This window comes from Allomuricauda sp. CP2A (assembly GCF_001683915.1).
GTDB lineage: Bacteria > Bacteroidota > Bacteroidia > Flavobacteriales > Flavobacteriaceae > Flagellimonas.
This window is the reverse complement of sequence record NZ_LXTT01000102.1, coordinates 1-25,066: the sequence shown is the minus strand read 5'-3', so window position 1 is coordinate 25,066 and position 25,066 is coordinate 1. Positions and strand designations below refer to the sequence as shown.

The 25,066-nt window shown below is 43.4% G+C and carries 16 protein-coding genes and 3 tRNA genes; 2 read left to right on the top strand and 17 right to left on the bottom strand.

Annotated elements, in window-relative coordinates; genetic code table 11:
• The 4 genes from A7D14_RS12475 to A7D14_RS12460 form a co-directional block, all read right to left on the bottom strand.
• A partial coding sequence (locus A7D14_RS12475; protein ID WP_141673381.1) for a beta strand repeat-containing protein occupies positions 1-1,661 on the bottom strand: 1,661 nt, incomplete at its 3' end.
• Positions 1,662-2,202: 541 nt separating this feature from the next.
• On the bottom strand, positions 2,203-4,095 hold the full coding sequence (locus A7D14_RS12470) for an OmpA family protein (protein ID WP_255307452.1): 1,893 nt from the start codon (positions 4,093-4,095) through the stop codon (positions 2,203-2,205).
• A 65-nt stretch (positions 4,096-4,160) separates the two neighbouring features.
• Positions 4,161-5,111 carry a type IX secretion system membrane protein PorP/SprF gene (locus tag A7D14_RS12465; RefSeq protein ID WP_067035020.1) on the bottom strand — a complete coding sequence of 317 codons (951 nt, stop codon included), beginning with the start codon at positions 5,109-5,111 and terminating at the stop codon, positions 4,161-4,163.
• Between the two features lie 14 nt (positions 5,112-5,125).
• Positions 5,126-8,641 (bottom strand): gliding motility-associated C-terminal domain-containing protein, encoded by a 3,516-nt coding sequence (locus A7D14_RS12460; RefSeq protein WP_067035017.1) that lies wholly within the window; start codon positions 8,639-8,641, stop codon positions 5,126-5,128.
• A gap of 405 nt (positions 8,642-9,046) precedes the next feature.
• On the opposite strand from A7D14_RS12460, the gene A7D14_RS12455 reads away from it, so the two are divergent.
• Together A7D14_RS12455 and A7D14_RS12450 are read left to right on the top strand one after the other, a co-directional pair.
• A complete protein-coding gene (locus tag A7D14_RS12455) occupies positions 9,047-10,636 on the top strand; it encodes a peptide chain release factor 3 (RefSeq protein ID WP_067035015.1) in 1,590 nt (529 codons plus the stop codon).
• Between the two features lie 148 nt (positions 10,637-10,784).
• Positions 10,785-11,216, top strand: a complete 432-nt coding sequence (locus A7D14_RS12450; protein ID WP_067035012.1) for a hypothetical protein — start codon at positions 10,785-10,787, stop codon at positions 11,214-11,216.
• Between the two features lie 47 nt (positions 11,217-11,263).
• On the opposite strand, the gene A7D14_RS12445 is transcribed toward A7D14_RS12450, so the two are convergent.
• The 13 genes from A7D14_RS12445 to A7D14_RS12385 form a co-directional block, all read right to left on the bottom strand.
• Positions 11,264-11,581 (bottom strand): DUF3467 domain-containing protein, encoded by a 318-nt coding sequence (locus A7D14_RS12445; protein WP_067035008.1) that lies wholly within the window; start codon positions 11,579-11,581, stop codon positions 11,264-11,266.
• Between the two features lie 68 nt (positions 11,582-11,649).
• Positions 11,650-15,948: a DNA-directed RNA polymerase subunit beta' gene (rpoC, locus tag A7D14_RS12440; protein ID WP_067035005.1), complete on the bottom strand. Its 4,299-nt coding sequence runs from the start codon at positions 15,946-15,948 to the stop codon at positions 11,650-11,652.
• 38 nt (positions 15,949-15,986) lie between these two features.
• Positions 15,987-19,796 carry a DNA-directed RNA polymerase subunit beta gene (gene rpoB / locus A7D14_RS12435; RefSeq protein ID WP_067035001.1) on the bottom strand — a complete coding sequence of 1,270 codons (3,810 nt, stop codon included), beginning with the start codon at positions 19,794-19,796 and terminating at the stop codon, positions 15,987-15,989.
• A gap of 126 nt (positions 19,797-19,922) precedes the next feature.
• Positions 19,923-20,306, bottom strand: a complete 384-nt coding sequence (gene rplL, locus A7D14_RS12430) for a 50S ribosomal protein L7/L12 (RefSeq protein ID WP_067034998.1) — start codon at positions 20,304-20,306, stop codon at positions 19,923-19,925.
• 54 nt (positions 20,307-20,360) lie between these two features.
• Entirely contained in the window at positions 20,361-20,879 is a 519-nt protein-coding gene (gene rplJ, locus A7D14_RS12425) for a 50S ribosomal protein L10 (RefSeq protein WP_067034995.1), read from the bottom strand.
• A 26-nt stretch (positions 20,880-20,905) separates the two neighbouring features.
• Entirely contained in the window at positions 20,906-21,595 is a 690-nt protein-coding gene (gene rplA, locus A7D14_RS12420; RefSeq protein WP_067034992.1) for a 50S ribosomal protein L1, read from the bottom strand.
• A 20-nt stretch (positions 21,596-21,615) separates the two neighbouring features.
• A complete protein-coding gene (rplK, locus tag A7D14_RS12415; protein WP_067034989.1) occupies positions 21,616-22,053 on the bottom strand; it encodes a 50S ribosomal protein L11 in 438 nt (145 codons plus the stop codon).
• A 147-nt stretch (positions 22,054-22,200) separates the two neighbouring features.
• Complete coding sequence (nusG, locus tag A7D14_RS12410; RefSeq protein ID WP_036383134.1) at positions 22,201-22,752, bottom strand: transcription termination/antitermination protein NusG; 552 nt, start codon at positions 22,750-22,752, stop codon at positions 22,201-22,203.
• A 6-nt stretch (positions 22,753-22,758) separates the two neighbouring features.
• On the bottom strand, positions 22,759-22,947 hold the full coding sequence (secE, locus tag A7D14_RS12405; protein ID WP_067035026.1) for a preprotein translocase subunit SecE: 189 nt from the start codon (positions 22,945-22,947) through the stop codon (positions 22,759-22,761).
• 244 nt (positions 22,948-23,191) lie between these two features.
• A tRNA-Trp gene (locus A7D14_RS12400) sits at positions 23,192-23,264 on the bottom strand.
• A gap of 69 nt (positions 23,265-23,333) precedes the next feature.
• A complete protein-coding gene (tuf, locus tag A7D14_RS12395; protein WP_067034986.1) occupies positions 23,334-24,521 on the bottom strand; it encodes an elongation factor Tu in 1,188 nt (395 codons plus the stop codon).
• A gap of 49 nt (positions 24,522-24,570) precedes the next feature.
• Positions 24,571-24,642: transfer RNA gene (locus A7D14_RS12390), tRNA-Thr, on the bottom strand.
• 262 nt (positions 24,643-24,904) lie between these two features.
• Positions 24,905-24,980 (bottom strand) — tRNA-Gly (locus tag A7D14_RS12385).
• Between the last annotated feature and the right edge of the window lie 86 nt (positions 24,981-25,066).

Here is a 25,066-nt window from a genome sequence, read left to right as displayed (position 1 = left end):
TTGGCCGCAACCCCGGCACTGTCGTCAAGGTCGCTCAGGTCAACGGTAACGTCCGTGGTGCCCTCGCTTATGGTCAGTACGTTGCTCGGCGCATCCAGTGAAGCGCCCGTGATGTCGTCGTCAGTGGCCGCCAAAAGTTCCGCGTCGGTGGCAAAGACAGCATCTAGGTCGTCGCTCAACGTTCCACCCCCGTCAACAAGCTCCAGTACAGTGCCATTGAGGCCCAAAGAGGTGTTGTACTCGTTCCCGGCGTCCGTGTCCCCATCGGCGGCGATATGGTTCGCAATGTCCGTGGCATTTGTCGCAATGTCAGATGTGTTCGTGGCAATGTCGGATGTGTTCGTTGCGATGTCGCTTGCGTTGGTGGCGATGCCACTTGTGTTTGTCGCTATATCAGTCGTGTTCGCAGCAATGTCAGTTGTATTGGTTGCGATATTGGTCGTGTTGGTAGCAATGTCACTTGTGTTGGTCGCAATATCAGCAGTATTTGTTGCTATGTCTGCTGTGTTCGTAGCAATATCTGATGCGTTCGTTGCAATGTCACTTGCGTTCGTAGCTATATCAGATGTATTGGTCGCAATGTCACTGGTGTTCGTGGCAATGTCCGAAGTGTTTGCCGCGATGTCCGTTGTGTTGGTCGCAATATCGGATGTGTTCGTTGCGATGTCGCTTGTGTTAGTGGCTATATCGGCTGTATTCGTCGCAATATTGGTCGTGTTAGTAGCGATGCCGGCCGTGTTCGTGGCAATATTGGTCGTGTTAGTAGCGATGTCGGATGTGTTCGTAGCAATATCTGATGTGTTTGTTGCGATGTCAGATGTGTTCGTGGCAATGTCCGAAGTGTTTGCCGCGATGTCAGTTGTGTTGGTGGCAATATCAGCAGTGTTTGTGGCAATGTCACTTGTATTGGTCGCAATATCAGCAGTATTTGTTGCTATGTCTGCTGTGTTCGTAGCAATGTCAGTTGTATTGGTTGCAATATCCGAAGTGTTGGTGGCGATATTGGATGTGTTCGTTGCGATGTCGCTTGTGTTAGTGGCTATATCAGCCGTGTTCGTAGCGATGTCGCTTGCATTGGCCGCAACCCCGGCACTGTCATCAAGGTCGCTCAGGTCAACGGTAACGTCCGTGGTGCCCTCGCTGATCGTCAGTACATTGCTCGGTGCATCCAGCGAAGCGCCCGTGATGTTAGTGTCAATCAATGCAGCAATATCAGCTAAAGCCACTGCATAGGTATTGGTATCCGAATCTGTTATTACAAGATTGGTATTTGTTGCATCAATTCCAAAAGATGTAATTATAGTATTGGTGTCTGTAAGGCTATCGCTTAAACTACTTAAATCAACATTTACACTACCCCCATTTTCCAATGTCAATGTCAAAGTATTTGTAGCTCCGTCAAAATTAAACCCCGTCAATTGTTGATCATCTGCAGAAGTCAGTTCCCAAGAATCCCCATCCCAAAAGTAGATGGTCCCAGTATTGGTGTTGACATAGATATCTCCCATATCTACACCATTTGGGGTTATGGCTCCGGGACTGGAAACAGCAGTTCCTTTTAATACCTCACAATTGCATTGGTCTTGTAAAGTAACTGTGGTTTGAGAAAAGGCAATTCCTGTTGAGAAAAATAGGATTAGGGCTATTATGCTCTTTTTCATGGGGTTAATATTTGTTGAGGATCGTATTTTGATGTGTTTTTTGTAGTCTTTATAGTTTAGTTTTTCTGTGCGATCTTCTTTTATTGCACACTTCGAATTCTATAACACCATACAAAATTACCTTTACTTATAGGGGTAAGAAATATTTGTTGTGTATGCCCCAAATCCTACTGTATATCTTCCATATTATGAGGTGTTGCCCTTGAATTTTTATCATTTTCTTAAGACCATTGGTCGATAAGGCCAGTAATAACAATAGTTGTAAGAAGTTTATTTTATGCGAAAAAGACTACAATATCCTCTGAAAAAAATGGAGCTTTTGCCCAATCAAAAACTAAGGGTTTTTTGATGCAAAATTTTAACCAAAAAATTGTAAATGGATATAACCAATTGGTAGACAGAAGCTTTTTTGTGCCATCTTACCTCTTGTATAGAAAATATATAAAATGCGGAAATAAATAGGACAAGACCCATTAAGGCCAAAAGTTACTTGACCCTAAAAGCCTCATTTTTAGATTTATGTGCCAAGCAGAAAAGTATTCTATTCAAATATGATAAACTCCGATCTTCGGTTTAATTGGTGTTCTTCTTCTGAGCAGCGTACTCCATTGAAACACTCGTTGACCAATCTGGTCTCCCCAAAACCTTCACCTTGGAGCCTATCCGGAGAAATCCCTTTGGAAATCATATAATTGACCGTGGATTCTGCCCGCATTTGGGACAACCAAAGGTTGTAGGCATCAATACCACGGCTATCCGTATGGGAATTTACCTTAATTTTTAGGCTAGGGTATTTTTCCATAGCCACAATAACCTTTTGAATCTCTATTTCGGCATCTGGGCGTATGTTGTACTTGTTTAAATCGAAGTAGATGGTACTAAGCTGGAGCAATTTGGCCAAATCGTCCCCAAATCCGCCGGTAACCACATCCCTTTCCAGATAAAAATCAATGATTCTTGGCTTCCCATAGGATTTGTTCAAATACTCCTCTGCCGGGACATAGCCATCCCTGGATGCCCTAACGAAATTGCCCTTGGAACAATCCAACTGTAGGGTGTAATTCCCTTTGGAATCTGTAATAGTGGAAGAAACCTCCTTATTTTCTTCATCAATGACCATAACGGTTGCTCCTGGCAAAACCTCATTGGATATACGATCTCTCACCGTACCGGTTACATCTTGAATACAATCCAGGACCAAAGGTTCATTCTCCACAAATTCATAAATATCGTCTTCGCCCATGCCTCCTTCCCTGTTGGATGAAAAATAGCCCTTCTTGGTTTCAGGATCAAAAATATAGGCGAAGTCATCCAGAGGGCCATTTACCGGCCTTCCCACATTTACTATGGGTTGATCATAGTCGTCAAATGCTATTTTGGTGGCAAAGACATCCAATCCTCCCAAACCTTGATGCCCATCGGAAGAAAAATACAGTACCCCATCTTTTGTAATGGACGGGAAGGTCTCCCTAGCCATGGTATTGATATTCCCACCCAAATTGACGATGGGTCCATAGGTGCCATCCCCAATAATTTCGGTCATAAAAATATCGGACTCCCCATAACTTCCCGGCATATCCGAAACAAAATACAGTCGTTTTCCATCTGGACTCAGCACAGGGTGGGCCACTGAATATGAATCATTGTTGAATGGGAGCTCAGTTACATTGGTCCATTCCCCATCAATGTATTCTGCGCTATAAATTTTCAGGCGGATAATTCCACTTTCATCTTTATATTTTTTCCCATCCAAAAAATTGTTTCGGGTAAAATATAGGGTCGTACCATCCTTGTTCACGGCAGTTGTGGACTCATGGAGCCTGGTATTTACATCACCTTCCAATTTTACCACACGATCATTGGAGCTGCTATCCGCATTGACTTTATACAGGTCCAAAAAATCCTTTGAGTTCCAGGTGTGTCGATAGCGGGCCAAATTTCCCGTATCTCGATCAGAGGCAAAAATGAGCCCCTTTTCATAAAATGAAGCAGCAAAATCTGAGTATTTGCTGTTGTATGCAAAAGGCTTTACTGTATATCGACCTGAGTTGGCCTCAATCTTGGCCAAATAGTCCTCATCAAATTCACCTTCAGTAGAGGTTACTTCCCTGAATTTTTCCATCATCCGGGTTGCCTCATCATAATTTCCCAGTGATTTTAAGCTTTGCGCATATCGGAAAATATAGTCGGGACTTATTTTATCTGGATAGTTTTCTTCCAACCTTTTGTAGATATTGGCGGCTTCTTCATATTGGGCATTGAAATAATAGGAATTTCCAAGGCGTTTCAACAAATCGGAAGACACATACCCCTTATCCAAAACCTTTTTATAGATATCGATGGCCGGTCTAAAAGAATACTGGTCATATCGCTCATCCGCCTTTGCTTTTACCTTGGCCTGTTGACGATCTGGAATACTATCCTGTGCAAGCATGTTTGCTGCACAACCTGAAAACACAATAAGAAATATGAGTATTCTTCTTAACATCCTAAACTATATTAAAAGAATCTGGGTGATACCGTTCTTTGAAATGATTTTAACAACTCCAACCTCAGAAATATCTCAAAGGAACCATCATTGAATTGGGTCCCGCCCAGTTCGGTGGTCTCCCTGTCATACGCCAAACCTATCATCAGCTGATCCGTTATCTGAAAGCCTGCCAAGGCACTTACAGCCGCATCCCATCTGTACGCTGCGCCAAAACTGAACTTGTCCGCAAACAGAAAATTGGCAGAAAGATCCACTTGCAAAGGTGCCCCCCCCACTGCTTTGGTAAGCAATGCAGGCTTAAATTTCAAATCTGCTCCTATATCAAAGACATATCCCGTTATTAAATACAGATTGATTTGCTGTGCGGACAAAAAATTCACTGAATTGGCATCGCCTCCACTATTGTCAAAATATTCCGTTTCCAAAATGTTCGGTGCCGAGACTCCTACATAAAACTTATCGGTGTGATAATATAGGCCCAACCCGAAATTTGGAGTAAACCGGTTATCGATGTTGTCTTGTTGCACCACTTCTTGGTCAAAGTTTCGAAGCTTGTTAAAATCCAAACTTATCATGTTACCTCCCATTTTCAATCCGAAAGAAAGTTTAGCCTCCCTAGCAAATTCCAAGGTGTACGAGACCACGGCATCCAAATAGGTCTGTTGTACCACTCCGTCACCAATGTTGTCATTGACAATGGAAACCCCATAGCCCAATCTGCTGTTTCGTATGGGGGAGTGAAGGTTAAGGGTGAAGGTTTCCGGAGCTCCATCAAGGCCTACCCATTGTGATCGATACAGCCCCGCAAAGCTTAATTGTCCCCTGGACCCTGCATAGGCAGGATTAACGGTCAATGTATTGAACATATATTGGGTGTACTGTGCATCTTGTTGGGCCACAAGCCCCTGAAATACAAATCCTATGAATAAAATTGGAATTAAAATGTGCTTTTTGATCATCTTAAATCAATGTGTTACCTGCTTATATATATGTATTCGGAATCTGTGAACCTGCCTTTATCCGTAACGTATTCAAAAATATAAAAATATACTCCTGCCGGAAGGTAATTGTCATTTCCCACCGCTGATTTAGCCCTTGAACGGCCATCAAATACATTGTTGATATTGTTATAGTCCTTGCCTTCATACACCGCTGTACCCCATCGGTTAAAAATCTTGAGGGTACTGGATTTTATTTTCTCAATCCCCCTAATGAACAGGAAGTCGTTCTTTAAATCTCCATTTGGCGTTACCAATTGGTTCACTGCAATATCTTCTATGGAAACGGTCACAATAGCCGTATCGCAATTGTCTGGATTGGCTGCTTCGCAAATGGTATATTCAATGGTATAATCCCCTTCTTGCAACCCTGGTGCCACGCTAACGCTTCCGTCCTCATTTACGGTCAACTCACCGGTAGGGGTCGAGGTTAATATTACATCTATAAGGGATATCGGTTCCCCATTAAGGGTATCGTTCCCCAAAATATCACTGCCCGCAATCACCCCACCTGAACTGTCCGAAGTATATCCATCATCCACGGCATCAATTACATTGACCATGCCAGGCCCCACTTCAACGGTGACCGTGGCGGTATCACAGTTGTCCACATCCGTAATATCGCAAATGGTATAGTCAATCGTGTAGGTGCCCTCCGGTGTTCCGGGGGCCACGCTCACACTACCATCCTCGTTCACCGTCAGTTCCTCCGTGGCTGTGGAGGTAAGAAGCACATCCTCCAAAGTAATGGACTCGCCGTTCAGGGTGTCGTTGGACAGTACGTTGCTCTCCGCAATTGTTCCACCATCACTGCCTTCCACGCTGTACGAATCGTCCACAGCATCGATGACATTCCCCATGCCGGGCCCCACTTCAACGGTGACCGTGGCGGTATCGCAGTTGTCCACATCCGTAATATCGCAAATGGTATAGTCGATAGTGTAGGTGCCCTCCGATGTTCCGGGGGCCACGCTCACACTTCCATCTTCGTTCACCGTTAGTTCCTCCGTAGCTGTGGAGGTAAGAAGTATATCTTCCAAGGTAACCGATTCTCCGTTCAGGGTATCGTTGGACAGTACATTGCTGTCCGCAATCACCCCTCCTTCTGAACCTTCGACCAAATATGAATCGTCAATTGCATCAATTGCATTGGGTCCAACCTGTATGGTCACCGTTGCCGAAGCACAAACAGCAGGGTCTGGCAAGACATTGCACACTTGATAAACCACAGTAACCGTAGAATTGGATTCTGATTCAGTTGGCGTATAGGTCATTACACCCGTTTCAGCATCAAAAGCAACATTTCCTACTGCGTCCCCACCTATTCTTGATAAACTTGTAATACCGATGTTGTTCTCATCATTGTTTGATAAATAGTCGTCATTTTCAAGAATATTTATGGCTACTTCTGTAAGTGCGGGGGTTGATCCTGAATCATCGATTGCTGTCGCCACCAATGGGTTGGGGTCAGTGCCATTTGGGTTTCCATCACCATCACAGTCCAAAGCGTCCCAATCTGCAGAAGGTGTCAATGTAACGCTGTCCGGATTATAGTCACAGGGATCCAATGGGTCTGTTCCATCATCAACTTCGTCCTCGTTGGTGACACCGTCACCATCACAGTCGGTATTGTTCCATTCTTCGGAAGGTTCCACAGTTTGGCTACTCAATATAAAATCGCATGGATCTTGTGGATCGGTACCATCTTCTTCTTCATCCTCATCGGTAACACCATCACCATCAGTGTCTTTATCCTTTGGGTCTAAATAATCCGGCGTGCCATCTTCATCGGTATCATCGTTGGTGGGATCTCCGTTGTCATCAGCATCCTCATCTGGGGTATCAATTCCATCACCGTCATCATCAATGTCACGGTAGTTGACATCTTCGGTTCCATCCCTGTCTGGGAGGTCTGTGGCGGGATTATCGATTTCATCATTCACATCAAAACCATCGTTTACATCACTTCCCTCATAGCCATCATCAAGACCGTCACCATCTGTATCCGTTCCGGTAAATTGCTGATCTGGAATTCCGTCAAAATTAAAGTCGTTGCCCTCATTGTTATCAGGCACCCAATCATTATCGGTATCATCATCAAGGTAATCCGGTGTACCATCATCATCGGTATCTTCAAGACTAAGGCCTGCATCTCCATCTCCTTCGTAGGCGTCATCCAAACCATCATTGTCTGTATCATTTCCGGTAGGCGGAACATAATCAAAAGTTGGTTGCGCCTCTACGTTGTCCGGAATACCGTCATTGTCACTGTCAATATCCAATCTATCGGGATAACCATCATCATCGCTGTCAATATCGACACTAAAGTTAATGGTCTGTGGATCGATAAAGTTATCCAAACATCCAAACTCAATACCAGCTTGTCTAGCAACCGTTGTTGTAAAATTGTCCGCAACATCTGCCTTAATCCCGAAGCGAAAAACGAAAGAATCGATATTAATAAACTCAACGGCAACATTTACAGAAGGATTTTGATTGGAAATACCGTCATATTCTTGGCTTCCACCATGAATCAACAACCCTCCTGAAGTGTTCTGTACTGTTATTTCATTGTTCTGATCAATGGCATAGTTTGCCGGTGTATTGAATCGGTTGTACTCTTGGTAGCGATCATTTCCATCCACATCGATGAAATTTGCTATTAATTCTTCCTGAATTACTGGATTATCGGTACCTGAATCAACCAATGTAATTCGAAAATCCACATAAGGTCTATTTTCCTCCGATGTTGTAGTAAAGACTATTTCAGGTTTAAAAAATTGGGGGTCTGTGGCATTCTGGTCCAAAATCTCAATTTGCCCATTAACCACTTTTTCAATCACCACAAGTGCATCCAGTTCAGTAGTTACATTCTGATAACGGTACATTGCACCTTCAGAAAGTGCATCACCTGATTCCAAAACAGGTGTTGTCCCAAAATTAAGATTAGGGACAGTACTACAGTCAAAATCAGTACTTAGGACACTGGACTCATTTTGGTCTAGAATCCCATCATTGTCTGAATCAATATCCAAATAATCCTGTACTTGATCTTTGTCTGTATCAATTGGGATGATGCCCTCACCAGCCCCGGGAAAAGATTCATAAATATCATCTAGGCCATTGCCATCCACATCTTCACCTGATGGCAAATTGAACGAAAATGGGCCTTGAGCCTCATAATTATCAAACAACCCATCGTTATCCGAATCAATATCCAAGTGGTTTGGTATACCATCGCCATCAGCGTCATCAAGCCCTTCAACCGTGTCTAGTATACCGTCATTGTCATCATCAATATCAATGACATCGGGCACACCATCACCATCGGTATCAACCTCTGTAAAATCCAAAAGTGTGTATGCGGTGGTAATGGCACTACTAGGTGTTTCTACTGGTAGCGCCAAGGCAGAGTATATAGGCAATCCCAAAATTGAAAGGAACCATACCAATAGGCTCTTTCTAAAATTTAAGAAAGTAATTTTTTCCATAAATGATAAGTTTTGGTCAACTAATCACCATGGCCAGTAGTTCTCGTAAGTGTAAGAAAATTGGGGATTTTCTTGTTAAAATAGCGTCAAACTATGCATTATGACACCTTTGAATAATAATGGTCACATAATTACTGCTTTTATGGCTAATCGCCTATTTTAATCGACAAAAAGCGCATTCCTCATCATTAGTTACCACATTATTTGCAGTGCTGGGTTTTTATAAGAAGTCCACTTTTTGTGATATCCCTAAAAAACCGCAACAAAGGGGAAAAATACTTTACTTTTTTGTTTTACAACCCCATGCCCACCTCGTTTTTTTCCAATAATATCAACAATCATCTATCTTTTAATAAAAGAGCGCCATAAGTTATATTTCCCCTATTTTTGCCGAAATTTTTGTCGATGGATTTTGAAAGGGAAATAGCAAGACGCAGGACTTTTGGGATTATCTCACACCCTGATGCGGGTAAAACCACCTTGACCGAAAAACTCCTTTTATTTGGAGGGGCCATACAGGAAGCCGGAGCTGTAAAAAGCAATAAAATAAAAAAGTCCGCCACCAGTGACTTCATGGAAATAGAGCGGCAAAGGGGAATTTCTGTTGCCACCTCTGTTTTGGCGTTTATCTATAAGGATAAGAAAATCAACATTTTGGATACGCCGGGCCACAAGGATTTTGCTGAAGACACCTTTAGAACATTGACCGCCGTGGACAGTGTTATTGTTGTTATTGATGTAGCGAAAGGTGTGGAGGAACAGACCGAAAAATTGGTAGAGGTATGCCGTATGCGCAACATCCCCATGATTGTCTTTATCAACAAATTGGACCGTGAAGGAAAGGATGCATTTGACCTTTTGGACGAGGTGGAACAAAAATTGGGTTTGACCGTAACCCCTTTGAGCTTCCCCATAGGCATGGGCTATGATTTTAAAGGCATCTACAATATTTATGAGAAAAACATCAATCTGTTTAGTGGCAACAGTAAAAAAAACATAGAGGAAACCATTGCTTTTGATGATATTGATAGCCCTGAACTTGAAAAAATCATTGGAACCGATGCAGCTGAAAACCTCCGGGACAATTTAGAATTGGTCAATGGGGTGTATCCTGATTTTGACAAAGAAGCCTATTTAAAAAGCGAGCTACAACCTGTTTTCTTTGGTTCTGCCCTGAACAATTTTGGAGTACGGGAGCTATTGGACTGCTTTGTGGAGATTGCCCCGACCCCAAGGTCTAAAATGGCCGAGGAACGCTTGGTTAAAGCCAATGAAAAGGATTTTTCGGGATTTGTTTTTAAAATCCATGCCAATATGGACCCCAAACACCGCGACCGGTTGGCCTTTGTAAAAGTGGTTTCGGGCACTTTTGAACGAAACACACCTTATTTGCATGTAAGACAAGGGAAAAAGCTTAAGTTCTCCAGTCCCAATGCCTTTTTTGCCGAGAAAAAGGAAATTGTGGATATATCCTATCCCGGCGATATTGTGGGACTTCACGATACTGGAAATTTTAAGATCGGGGACACCCTAACCAGTGGAGAAGAATTGCATTATAAAGGTATTCCGAGTTTTTCACCAGAACATTTTAGGTATATCAACAATGCAGACCCCATGAAGGCCAAGCAATTGTACAAAGGTATTGACCAACTCATGGACGAAGGTGTGGCACAGTTGTTCACCTTGGAAATGAACGGAAGAAAGGTAATCGGTACCGTAGGCGCCCTGCAATATGAAGTGATTCAATATCGACTTGAACATGAATACGGGGCCAAATGCACCTATGAAAACTTCCCCGTGCACAAAGCCTGCTGGGTGGAACCTGAAAATGAAAAAAGTGACGAGTTCCAAGAGTTCAAAAGGGTAAAACAAAAGTTTTTGGCAACAGACAAAAAGGGCCAGTTGGTGTTTTTGGCGGACTCACCCTTCTCCTTGCAAATGACCCAACAAAAGTATCCCTCCGTAAAACTGCACTACACTTCGGAGTTTGAATAAAAGTTGGTTCTGAAGTATTTTGATAATAGTTCCGGCCTTTGTTTAAAAGCCAATTAGAACCCTTATCCATTTGAAAATGAATTCTTTGGAAAAGCCATCTGTTATTTTTTTGTAATTTGTTGGTCATAACCAATAAAAACAAACTACTATGACAACTACTGTAAAACCGCCTACTTGGTTTTGGGTGGTGAGCGTAATCGCTCTTCTATGGAATTTGATGGGGGTTGGCAACTATCTCAACCAAGCCTTTAACCAAGTGGCCATTTTAGAAAGTTTGGATCAAGCCCAACGCGAGGTCTTTGAAGGTGTCCCGGCTTGGGCAACAGCTGCCTTTGCCCTTGCTGTTTTTACCGGAGCCATTGGGTCAATTGGCCTTTTGCTGCGTAAAAAATGGGCTAGGCCCCTATTTATCATTTCATTGCTAACGGCAGTGGCGCAGTTCATCCATTGGCTTTTTATGTCAGGTGCTGTAGAGGCTTTTGGACCTTCTACCTACACCATGCCCATTATCGTGGTAATTATTGGGCTTTACCTGATTCTTTTTTCAAAACAGGGTATTCAAAAAGGGTGGTTGAAATAAAATCCATAAAAAAAGCCTTGATTTAAAATCAAGGCTTTTTTTATTTATTATGCTTCTCCCGTAGGTCCAAAATTTAATGGAATGGAAGGTTGCTCGTAATCTTGAATTGGGCCATGCGCCTTTTCAAAACGGGCCACATTATCGTTCAATGCCTTCAAGAATTTTTTGGCATGCTGTGGGGTCAACACAATTCTGCTCTTCACCTTTGCCTTGGGAGCACCGGGCATCATACTAATGAAATCAACCACAAACTCTGATGCGGAATGATTTATAATCGCCAAATTGGAATAGATTCCCTCTGCGGTCTTCTCATCCAACTCTATATTGATTTGCTTTTGTTTCTGCTGGTCTTCTTTATCAGCCATTATACTTACATTTCAAAATGAAAAAAGAAAACCCTGACGGTTGGGCCAGGGTTTTGCTTAATTTATAATTAGAACTTGAACTCCTCTTTTCGGGCCATGATCTCATCGTACTCCTCTTTGGAGCCTACAATGATACTATCATAATCCCTCATACCGGTACCGGCAGGAATCTTATGTCCAACAATTACATTTTCCTTCAATCCTTCCAAGGTATCCACTTTACCGCTCACCGCAGCTTCGTTCAATACTTTGGTGGTCTCTTGGAACGATGCAGCAGAGATAAACGACTTGGTCTGCAACGACGCCCTTGTAATTCCTTGTAGAATTGGAGTAGCGGTTGCTGCAACAGCATCTCTTGCCGTTACCAAGGTCTTGTCCTCTCTTCTTAGAATAGAGTTCTCGTCCCTTAACTCACGGGCAGTAATAATCTGACCAGGTTTCAATCTTTCTGAATCTCCGGCTTCCTCAACAACTTTCTTACCATAGATCTCATCATTCTCATTGATAAAGTCGTCTTTGTGCACCAGTTGGTTTTCCAAGAAAGTGGTATCACCAGAATCCTCGATCTTAACCTTACGCATCATTTGTCGTACCACAACCTCAAAGTGCTTATCATTGATCTTCACACCTTGCAATCGGTACACCTCTTGGACCTCGTTCACCAAGTACTGCTGAACTGCTGATGGTCCTTTGATGGCCAAAATATCCTCTGGCGTGATGGAACCATCCGACAATGGCATACCAGCACGTACATAATCGTTCTCCTGAACCAAAATCTGGTTAGAAAGTTTAACCAAGTACTTCTTCACCTCACCGGTTTTGGATTCGATGATAATTTCTCGGTTACCACGCTTGATCTTTCCAAAGGAAACAACCCCGTCAATTTCAGAAACTACCGCTGGGTTGGATGGGTTACGGGCCTCAAACAGCTCGGTCACCCTTGGAAGACCTCCAGTAATATCCCCTGCCTTAGCGGATTTACGTGGAATCTTTACCAAAATCTTACCTTCCTTGATCTTCTCGCCATCGTCCACCATTAAGTGTGAACCAACCGGCAAGTTGTAGGAACGCAAGGTTTCTCCCTTACCATCCTTGATCAATAGGGTTGGAATCAGTTTTTTGTTTCTTGATTCAGAAATCACCTTTTCTTGGAAACCGGTCTGTTCGTCAATCTCCACTTGGAAGGTAACGCCCTGTTCCACATTTTCATAGGCTATTTGACCTGTAAACTCAGAAACAATGACACCGTTATATGGATCCCATTGACAAATCAATGTTCCTTTACTGATCTTAGCGCCATTCTTGATGAATAACTGGGAACCATAAGGAATGTTATTGGTGCTCAACGTTATTCCTGTTTTGGCATCCACTATCTTGATTTCTGAGGTTCTGGAAATCACAATGTTGGTTTTTCCACCTTCACTGTTTTCCCCTTCAACAACTCGTAGATCCTCTATTTCGGCAATACCATCAAACTTGGACTCCAATTTGTTGTCTTCGGAAATGTTTCCGGCAATACCACCAACGTGGAAAGTACGCAAGGTCAACTGGGTACCAGGCTCACCAATGGACTGTGCAGCAACAACACCGACCGCTTCGCCTCGCTGTACCATTTTATTGGTGGCAAGGTTTCTACCGTAGCATTTTGCACAAATTCCCTGAGGTGCTTCACAAGTCAGGGCCGATCTTACTTCAACTTTTTCAATTGGAGCGGCCTCAACTCTTCTCACATCTGCTTCAGAGATTTCCTGGCCTGCTGTAAGTACCAATTCCTCCGTTAACGGATTGTAGACATCATGTAATGAAACCCTTCCTAAGATTCGCTCTCCAAGGGATTCCACGATTTCCTCATTTTTCTTCAAAGGCTCAACTTCAATTCCTCTTAATGTGCCACAATCCTCAATATTGATGATCACATCTTGGGAAACATCCACCAAACGACGGGTCAAGTATCCAGCATCCGCCGTTTTCAAAGCGGTATCGGCAAGACCTTTACGGGCACCGTGGGTAGAGATAAAGTATTCCAAAATGGACAATCCTTCCTTAAAGTTGGAAAGAATTGGGTTTTCAATGATCTCTCCACCGCCTGCAGTGGATTTCTTCGGCTTGGCCATCAATCCACGCATACCGGTCAACTGACGAATCTGCTCTTTTGATCCCCTCGCACCGGAATCCAACATCATGTACACAGAGTTGAATCCTTGTTTGTCCTCACGGATTCGCTTCATGGCCAATTCGGTCAGCATGGCATTGGTGGAGGTCCAAACATCAATAACCTGGTTATATCGCTCATTATTGGTGATAAGTCCCATGTTATAGTTCATCATAATGCCATCAACCTGCTCGTTGGCATCGTTGATCATATCTTGTTTTTCCGCTGGAATGATGATATCCCCCAAACTAAAGGACAAGCCTCCTTTGAAAGCGAAATCATATCCCATGGATTTTATCTTATCCAAGAATTCGGCCGTGGTAGGAACATCGGTTACCGCAAGAATATCACCAATGATATTTCTTAGGGCTTTCTTGTTCAATACCTGATTGATAAATCCAGCTTGTTCTGGCACAACGGTGTTGAACAGCACACGACCAACAGTGGTTTCAATAATCTTGTTGACCAATTCACCCGCTTCATTGAAGTCTTTGGTTCTTACCTTAATACCAGCGTTCAATGCTACTTTCTTCTCATTAAAGGCAATCTCCACTTCTTCGGATGAATAGAAGGTAAGTCCTTCACCCAATACAGGCTCTTCTTTTGTGGACTTTTTCTCCTTGGTCATATAGTACAATCCCAAAACCATATCCTGGGAAGGTACGGTAATCGGTGAACCGTTGGCTGGGTTAAGGATGTTCTGTGAAGCCAACATCAATAACTGGGCTTCCAAAATGGCCTCTGGCCCCAATGGCAAGTGAACTGCCATCTGGTCCCCATCAAAATCCGCGTTAAATGCGGTACAGGCCAATGGGTGCAAACGAATCGCCTTACCTTCAATCAGTTTTGGCTGGAACGCTTGGATACCCAATCGGTGCAATGTGGGGGCCCGGTTCAACAATACAGGGTGTCCTTTAAGGACGTTTTCAAGGATATCCCAAACTACGGGTTCCTTCTTGTCTATAATCTTTTTGGCTGACTTTACGGTTTTTACAATACCTCTCTCGATCAATTTACGGATGATGAAAGGCTTGTAAAGCTCGGCCGCCATATCTTTAGGAAGACCACATTCGTACAATTTCATTTCCGGTCCAACCACAATCACGGAACGGGCGGAGTAATCCACACGTTTACCCAAAAGGTTCTGACGGAAACGACCTTGTTTACCTTTCAAGGAATCTGAAAGGGATTTCAATGGTCTGTTTGATTCTGTTTTTACCGCAGATGCTTTTCTGGTGTTATCGAAAAGGGAATCCACAGCTTCCTGAAGCATACGTTTTTCGTTCCTCAAGATCACCTCAGGTGCCTTGATTTCCATCAAACGCTTCAAACGGTTGTTTCGGATGATGACCCTACGGTACAGATCGTTCAAATCCGAAGTCGCAAAACGACCACCATCCAAAGGCACCAACGGACGCAATTCAGGCGGAATCACAGGAATCACCTTCATGATCATCCATTCCGGATTGTTCTCCCTGTTTCCTTGGGATTCACGCAAGGCCTCAACCACTTGAAGACGTTTCAATGCTTCGGTCTTACGTTGCTTGGACGTCTCGGTATTGGCTTTGTGACGAAGTTCGTATGACAATTGCTCCAAATCGATACGGGACAATAGGTCGATCAAACACTCGGCACCCATTTTTGCGATGAACTTGTTGGGATCGTTATCTTCCAAATACTGGTTATCTGTTGGAAGGGTCTCCAAAATGTTCAAATATTCCTCCTCGGTCAAGAAATCCATTTTTTGGATCTCCTCACCTTCAGGACCTTTGGCATTACCGGGCTGAATGACCACATACCTTTCGTAGTAAATGATCATATCCAACTTTTTGGAAGGCAATCCCAAAAGGTATCCTATTTTGTTTGGCAGTGAACGGAAGTACCAGATATGTGCCACGGGAACCACCAAATTGATGTGTCCCACACGATCTCTACGTACTTTTTTCTCCGTTACTTCAACACCACAACGGTCACAAACAATTCCACGGTAACGGATACGCTTGTACTTTCCACAGGCACATTCGTAATCCTTTACAGGACCGAAGATACGCTCGCAGAACAATCCATCACGCTCTGGTTTGTGCGTTCTATAGTTAATGGTTTCAGGCTTCAATACCTCGCCACGGGACTCGGCCAAAATTGACTCTGGTGAGGCCAATCCTATGGAAATTTTATTGAACCTTTTTGGTGCGTTATTATCTTTTATTCTAGCCATAACAATATGGTGATGATATAATTAATGTATATAGTGTTCTATTCTTCCAATCTGATATCCAAGCCCAAACCTTTAAGTTCGTGCATCAATACGTTGAAAGATTCTGGTAATCCAGGTTCAGGCATGGTTTCGCCCTTCACAATGGATTCATAGGTCTTGGCCCTACCGATTACGTCATCGGATTTAACGGTCAATATTTCACGTAGGGTGGATGAAGCACCGTAGGCTTCCAATGCCCAAACCTCCATCTCACCAAAACGCTGACCACCAAACTGGGCTTTACCACCCAATGGTTGTTGTGTGATCAAAGAATATGGTCCAATGGAACGTGCGTGCATCTTGTCGTCCACCATGTGACCCAACTTCAACATGTAGATTACACCTACCGTAGCAGCTTGGTCAAAACGCTGACCGGTTCCACCATCGTAAAGGTGGGTATGTCCAAATCTTGGCACACCTGCCTTATCGGTAAGCTCGTTGATCTCGTCCAGAGTGGCACCATCAAAAATTGGGGTAGCGTATTTCTGACCCAATTTCTGTCCGGCCCAACCCAAAACGGTTTCGTAAATCTGACCAATGTTCATCCTTGAAGGTACACCCAGTGGGTTCAATACAATGTCCACAGGGGTTCCATCTTCCAAGAATGGCATATCCTCTTGACGAACGATACGCGCTACGATACCTTTGTTACCGTGACGACCTGCCATCTTATCACCGACTTTAAGCTTACGCTTTTTGGCGATGTACACTTTGGCCAACTTCATGATACCAGCAGGAAGTTCGTCTCCAACAGAGATAGTGAACTTGTCCCTTCTTAGGTTACCCTGAATGTCGTTCAACTTGATTTTATAGTTGTGCAACAAGTCGGCAACCAGTGCATTGGTGGCATCATCCGTTGTCCAACTTCCGCCGACCAAGTGGGCAAAATCATCAACAGCGTTCAACATTTTAATGGTGTATTTCTTTCCTTTTGGAAGTACTTCTTCACCCAAATCGTTGATAACGCCTTGCGATGTTTTACCATTGATCAAGCCAAACAATTTCTCGATCAAGACATCCTTCAGTTGTTGGAACTTTACTTCGTAGTCCATCTCCAATCTTGAGATGGCCTCTTTATCTTCGGAACGTTTACGCTTGTCCTTGATGGAGCGTGAGAACAATTTCTTATCAATAACAACCCCACTCAATGATGGAGAAGCTTTCAAGGAAGCATCTTTTACGTCACCGGCCTTGTCACCAAAGATAGCACGCAATAGTTTTTCTTCCGGAGTTGGGTCTGATTCCCCTTTAGGTGTGATCTTACCGATCAAAATATCCCCGGGCTTCACTTCGGCACCGATACGGATCATACCGTACTCGTCCAAATCCTTGGTAGCTTCTTCGGAAACGTTTGGAATATCATTGGTCAACTCTTCAGCACCCAACTTGGTATCCCTAACTTCAAGGGCGTACTCATCAATGTGGATGGAGGTAAAGATATCCTCACGAACCACTTTTTCAGAGATTACGATTGCATCCTCAAAGTTGTATCCTTTCCAAGGCATAAAGGCAACTTTCATGTTTCTACCCAAAGCCAATTCGCCTTTTTCGGTAGCATATCCTTCACAAAGCACCTGACCTCTTTTCACCTTGTCACCTTTTTTGACGATAGGCTTCAGGTTGATGCTGGTACCTTGGTTGGTCTTTCTGAATTTCACCAAATCATAGGTCTTGGAATCTTCCTCGAAACTTACCAAGCGCTCTTCCTCACTTCGGTCATACCTTATGGTGATTTTTTGTGCATCCACATATTCCACGACACCATCGCCTTCGGCATTGATCAATACTCGGGAATCTGTAGCCACTTGTCTTTCCAAACCAGTACCCACGATTGGCGAATCTGGACGCAACAATGGTACGGCCTGGCGCATCATGTTGGAGCCCATCAACGCACGGTTCGCATCATCGTGCTCCAAGAAGGGAATCAAGGAAGCTGAGATGGATGCAATCTGGTTGGGTGCCACATCGGTATACTGGATTTCAGCAGGATCCACTACAGGGAAATCACCTTCTTCACGGGCAATTACTTTTTCCCTCTCAATGGTTCCATCTTTGGCCAATGGAATGTTGGCTTGGGCAATCTTCATTCCCTCTTCTTCCTCTGCACTCAAGTAGATATGGTTTTTCGTATCCACTTTTCCATCGGCAACCTTACGGTAAGGGGTTTCCAAGAAGCCCATATTGTTCACCTTCGCAAAAACGGAAAGTGAAGAAATCAAACCAATGTTTGGTCCTTCAGGGGTCTCAATGGGACACAATCTTCCGTAGTGGGTATAGTGAACGTCACGCACCTCAAAACCAGCTCTTTCACGGGAAAGACCACCTGGTCCAAGGGCGGATAATCTTCTTTTGTGCGTAATCTCGGCCAACGGGTTGGTCTGGTCCATGAACTGGGACAACTGGTTGGTTCCGAAGAAGGAATTGATCACGGAAGACAAGGTCTTCGCATTGATCAAGTCAATCGGGGTAAACACCTCGTTGTCACGAACGTTCATACGCTCACGGATGGTACGGGCCATACGGGCCAAACCTACGCCGAACTGTTGGGACAATTGCTCGCCCACAGTACGTACACGACGGTTGGACAAGTGGTCGATATCATCGATCTCGGCTTTGGAGTTGATCAACTCGATCAAATACTTGATGATGGTGATGATATCTTCTTTGGTAAGCACTTCTTTGTCCATACCAATGTCCAATCCCAATTTCTTGTTCATTCTGTAACGACCCACCTCACCCAAAGAGTAACGCTGATCGGAGAAGAACAATTTCTCGATAATGCCACGAGCGGTCTCTTCATCCGGTGGCTCGGCATTACGCAATTGTCTGTAGATATGCTCTACCGCTTCTTTTTCAGAGTTGGTAGGGTCTTTTTGCAAGGTATTGTGGATAATGGCATAGTCTGACTGTGCATTGTTCTCCTTGTGAAGCAAAATGGTCTTCACATCGGCGTCAATGATTTCATCGATATGCTCTTTTTCCAAAACGGTATCACGATCTAGGATGATCTCGTTACGCTCAATGGAAACCACTTCTCCGGTATCCTCGTCCACGAAATCCTCATGCCATGTGTTCAACACCCTGGCGGCCAATTTACGGCCCAATACTTTTTTAAGTCCGGCTTTGGAAACCTTTACTTCTTCCGAAAGGTCGAAGATTTCCAAAATGTCCTTATCCCTCTCAAAGCCAATGGCACGGAAAAGGGTGGTTACCGGCAACTTTTTCTTTCGATCAATGTAAGCGTACATCACGCCATTGATGTCTGTAGCAAATTCAATCCAAGATCCTTTGAAAGGAATTACCCGGGCTGAATACAATTTTGTACCGTTCGCGTGGAACGACTGTCCAAAGAAAACCCCTGGAGATCTGTGCAACTGGGAAACCACTACTCTTTCGGCGCCGTTGATCACAAAGGTTCCACTGGGAGTCATATACGGAATGGTACCCAAGTACACATCCTGCACGATGGTTTCAAAATCTTCGTGCTCTGGATCGGTACAATACAATTTTAAACGTGCCTTTAAGGGAACGCTATAGGTAAGTCCACGCTCTATACATTCCTGGATGGAATATCTGGGTGGATCTATAAAGTAATCCAAAAACTCAAGTACAAACTGGTTTCTGGTATCGGTGATTGGAAAATTCTCCATGAAGGTGTTGTAGAGACCTTCGTTTCCTCTTTCATCAGATTTTGTTTCAAGCTGAAAAAAGTCTTGAAAGGATTTTATCTGAATGTCCAAGAAATCCGGATAATCCGGTATGTTCTTAGCAGATGCGAAATTTACTCTTTCAGTAGTGTTTGTGAACATCAATGGACAAATTTTGATCGTGAATATTATGTGGGTTGTGTACGACTTTATACACTCCTATTAAAATAGGCTAAGGTCTAACCAAAAAATGGAAAGACCTTAACCAAACTTCTATGGTAAAAGCGATTATTTAAGCTCAACTTCTGCTCCTGCTTCTTCCAATGATTTTTTGATGCCTTCTGCTTCGTCTTTAGAAACACCTTCTTTAACAGCTTTAGGTGCACTATCAACGATATCTTTAGCGTCTTTCAGTCCAAGACCGGTCAATTCCTTAACCAATTTTACGACTGCCAATTTAGAACCTCCAGCAGCTGTAAGGATTACATCAAATTCTGATTTCTCCTCAGCAGCTTCACCTTCACCACCACCAGCGGCAGCACCGCCAGCAACAGCTACAGCAGCAGCTGCAGGCTCAATACCGTATTCTTCTTTTAGGATGTCAGCCAATTCATTTACCTCTTTTACGGTAAGGTTAACCAACTGTTCTGCAAAATCTTTTAAATCTGCCATTTTTCTATCGTTTAATAAAAATTTTAAAAATATACTTAGTTTATTGTGCGCGAATTATTCTTTCTCAGATAATGTTTTCAGGATACCGGCCAATTTACCACCACCAGATTTAAGTCCAGAAATAACATTCTTGGCTGGTGATTGCAACAATCCGATGATATCACCGATGACTTCTTCTTTGGACTTGATATTTACAAGTGTCTCCAAGTTTTCGTCACCGATATAGATGGCCTCTGCAATAAAGGCCCCTTTCAACAAAGGTCTATCTGATTTCCTTCTAAAGTCTTTGATAAGTTTCGCAGGTGCATTTCCTGTTTCGGAAAACATCATGGATGTATTTCCTTTCAATACGTCAGGAAGTTCACCAAATTCCTTATCAGAAGCTTCCATTGCTTTTGCAAGCAAGGTGTTCTTAACAACCGCAAGTTTAATATTGGCCTTAAAACATGCCCTTCTTAAGTTAGAAGTGGCAACGGCATCCAATCCTGAAATATCAGCCAAGTAAATATTGGCGTTTTCAGCTAACTGTGCAGTCAAATCTTCTATTACTGTTGCTTTTTCTTCTCTTGTCATAGTTAAAATATTGAACTACCAGTTACTTAAACTGCTTTTGGATCTAATTGAACACTGGGACTCATAGTGCTGGACATGTAAATACTCTTCATGTACACACCTTTTGCTGCAGCTGGCTTGAGCTTGTTCAAGGTATCAATCAATTCCTTGGCATTTCCTGCAATCTTATCTGCAGAAAATGAAGCTTTACCGATAGCGGCATGTACAATTCCCGTCTTGTCCACTTTAAAGTCGATCTTACCGGCCTTAACATCGGATACAGCTTTGGCCACATCCATGGTTACGGTTCCGGTCTTTGGATTGGGCATTAATCCCCGAGGTCCCAAAACGCGACCCAGCGGACCCAATTTACCCATAACGCTTGGCATGGTGATAATCACATCAACATCGGTCCAACCGCCTTTGATTTTATCCAAATATTCATCCAACCCAACATAATCAGCACCGGCTTCTTTGGCCTCCGCTTCTTTATCTGGGGTCACCAATGCCAAAACCTTTACGTCCTTACCTGTTCCGTGAGGAAGGGTAACCACGCCACGCACCATTTGGTTTGCTTTTCTTGGGTCTACACCCAAACGAACCGCAATATCAATGGAAGCGTCAAATTTTACATTGGTAATTTCTTTTACTAAAGCCGAAGCCTCATCCAAGGAATAGAGTTTGTTCTTCTCTATTTTGGCCTGGGCCTCCTTTTGCTTTTTTGTCAATCTTGCCATTTATAAATTGCTTTAAGATTTTAAAAAGGTCTCTGTCCGGCTATTTTCAAACCCATTGATCTTGCAGTACCCGCAACCATACTCATTGCAGATTCTACAGTAAAGGCATTAAGGTCCGCCATTTTGTCTTCGGCGATTGCTTTTACTTGATCCCAGGTTACTGAACCGTTTTTAACCCTGTTAGGTTCGCCAGATCCTTTTTTAATCTTAGCTGCTTCCATCAATTGAACTGCCGCAGGTGGTGTTTTTACAACAAAGTCGAAAGACTTATCCTTGTAAACGGTGATAACAACGGGCAATACCTTGCCTGGTTTGTCCTGTGTACGCGCATTGAACTGCTTACAGAACTCCATGATGTTAACGCCAGCAGCACCTAAGGCGGGTCCAACCGGTGGCGATGGATTCGCAGCACCTCCCCTAACTTGTAATTTAACTACCTTATCTACTTCTTTTGCCATTGTTTCTAATTAAATTTAAAGTGTGTCAATTGGAAGCAACACAGCTTTATATATGTAACAGCTCTATTTTTCTTCGAGAATCAAGACTTTTAGAGAAAAGATTCAAGACTGCTCACGGTCTTGTTTCTTTGTTTTCTCATCTTGAGTCTATACTTTTTCTACCTGCATATAGCTGAGCTCCAACGGTGTTTTTCTTCCGAAAATTTTCACCATTACCTCCAGCTTACGCTTTTCTTCATTGATTTTCTCAACAGTTCCATTGAATCCGTTGAAAGGACCATCAATAACCTTTACCGTCTCACCCAGCACAAATGGAATGGCCACGTTGTCTGTATTTACAGCCAACTCGTCCACTTTCCCCAGCATACGGTTCACCTCCGATTTTCGCAAAGGCACGGGGTCACCTCCTTTAACTTCACCCAAAAAGCCAATGACATTGGTAATGGAACGGATAATGTGTACCATTTCCCCTCCCAAATTGGCTTTTATCATGATATATCCCGGAAAGTAAACCCTTTCTTTGTTGATTTTCTTTCCATTCCTGATTTGTACAACTTTTTCGGTAGGCACAAGAACTTCTTCAAGGTAGTCGCCAAAACCTGCACGCTCCACTTCACTCTCAATGTAGCCTTTGATTTTGTTCTCTTGGCCACTTACAGCCCTTACCACATACCATTTTTTCTCCAGAACCTCAGACATACCTATCTACCCTATTAATTTATCAAAATACAAAGCGATCAATTTACTGAAAAGAGAATCGACACCCCATGTTGCCAAAGCAAACAGAATGGAGAAAACAGCCACAATGACCATTAGGTTAGAGGCCTTTTCCCTGTCCAACCAGGTAACATTGTTCTTTAATTCCTCAAATGATTCCTTTACGTAAGTGAGCATAGTATTTGTATTTTCTTGCATGCTTCGGCTGTGCTCGGCACAAGCTTCAGAGAGACTTTTCTATCTCACAACATGCCTTTTGTCTTTTCTGTTGCACGGGAGGAGAGACTTCCCTCGACTACGCTCGGGATAAACTTCTCGTCTCACAGTGCTTTTATCTTTTCTGTTGCACGGGAGGAGAGACTTCCCTCGACTACGCTCGGGATAAACTTCTCGTCTCACAGTGCTTTTATCTTTTCTGTTGCACGGGAGGAGAGACTCGAACTCCCGACACCTGGTTTTGGAGACCAGTGCTCTACCAACTGAGCTACACCCGTTTATAATTACACCGAAAGGTATCCCGAGAAAATCGGGACACCCTTTAGTGTACTATTTATTGTAAATGATTAATCTAGAATCTCAGTAACCTGACCTGCACCTACTGTTCTACCACCTTCACGGATAGCAAAACGAAGACCCACGCTCAACGCAATAGGTTGAATCAAATCTACAGTGATTGTCAAGTTGTCACCAGGCATAACCATTTCTACTCCATCAGGAAGGTTGATATTTCCTGTCACGTCAGTTGTACGAACGTAGAACTGAGGACGGTAATTATTATGGAATGGAGTGTGACGTCCACCTTCTTCTTTTTTAAGGATATAGACCTCAGCTTTGAATTTAGCGTGTGGCTTAACAGAACCTGGCTTACAGATTACCATACCTCTTTTGATATCGGATTTTTCAATACCTCTCAAAAGGATACCTACGTTATCTCCAGCTTCACCTCTATCCAAAATCTTACGGAACATCTCTACCCCTGTGATAGTGGAAGAAAGTTTCTCGGCACCCATACCAATGATATCAACAGCATCACCCGTATTGGCGATTCCAGTTTCGATACGTCCTGTTGCAACAGTACCACGACCTGTAATGGTGAATACATCTTCGATAGGCATCAAGAAATCTTTATCAACTTCACGTGTAGGCTCCTCGATCCATTCATCAACAGCTTTCATCAACTCCATTACTGTATCAACCCATTTTTGCTCACCATTCAATGCACCCAAGGCAGAACCGGCAATAACAGGTCCGTTGTCACCATCGTACTCGTAGAAAGAAAGTAATTCCCTTACTTCCATCTCAACAAGCTCCAAAAGCTCTTCATCATCCACCATGTCCACTTTGTTCAAGAAAACAACGATACGTGGAATACCTACCTGACGCCCCAAAAGGATGTGCTCACGCGTTTGTGGCATAGGCCCATCAGTTGCAGCAACAACCAAGATGGCACCGTCCATTTGAGCAGCACCGGTAACCATGTTCTTTACGTAATCCGCGTGACCAGGACAGTCAACGTGGGCGTAGTGACGGTTTTCAGTTTGGTACTCAACGTGTGAAGTGTTGATGGTAATACCTCTTTCCTTCTCCTCAGGGGCATTATCGATGGAATCAAAGCTTCTAAGCTCTGACAAACCAGCGTTTGCCAATACAGTGGTAATAGCAGCAGTCAATGTTGTTTTACCGTGATCCACGTGTCCAATGGTACCAATATTTAAGTGGGGTTTGGAACGATCAAAAGTTTCCTTTGCCATTTTAAAATAATTTAATTCTTAGTTTATATTAGTGTACAAATCGTTTTTGAGCCAATGAGGGGATTTGAACCCCTGACCTCTTCCTTACCAAGGAAACGCTCTACCCCTGAGCTACACCGGCGTAAAGTGTTGATCAACTATCTTTAAAATTTCCTCATTATAAGGAAGAGATTCCTGCCTTCGCAGGAATGACAATCTTGTCTTAGAGCGGGAGACCGGGTTTCCCTTACCTCGACTGCGCTCGGCACAGGCTTTTCCGCTCGGGATAAACTTCTCACCCTTATCCAAGGTTCAAAACTTATCGTTGGAGCGGGAGACCGGGTTTCCCTCGACTTCGCTCGGGATAAACTTCTCACCCTTATCCAAGGTTCAAAACTTATCGTTGGAGCGGGAGACCGGGTTCGAACCGGCGACATTCAGCTTGGAAGGCTGACGCTCTACCAACTGAGCTACTCCCGCATTTTTTTCTTGGGCCAAGCCCAAAAAAGTTATCAACATTTCAAAAAAACTCTTTTCCCGTTGTTCAACGAACAACTTTTGTGGGG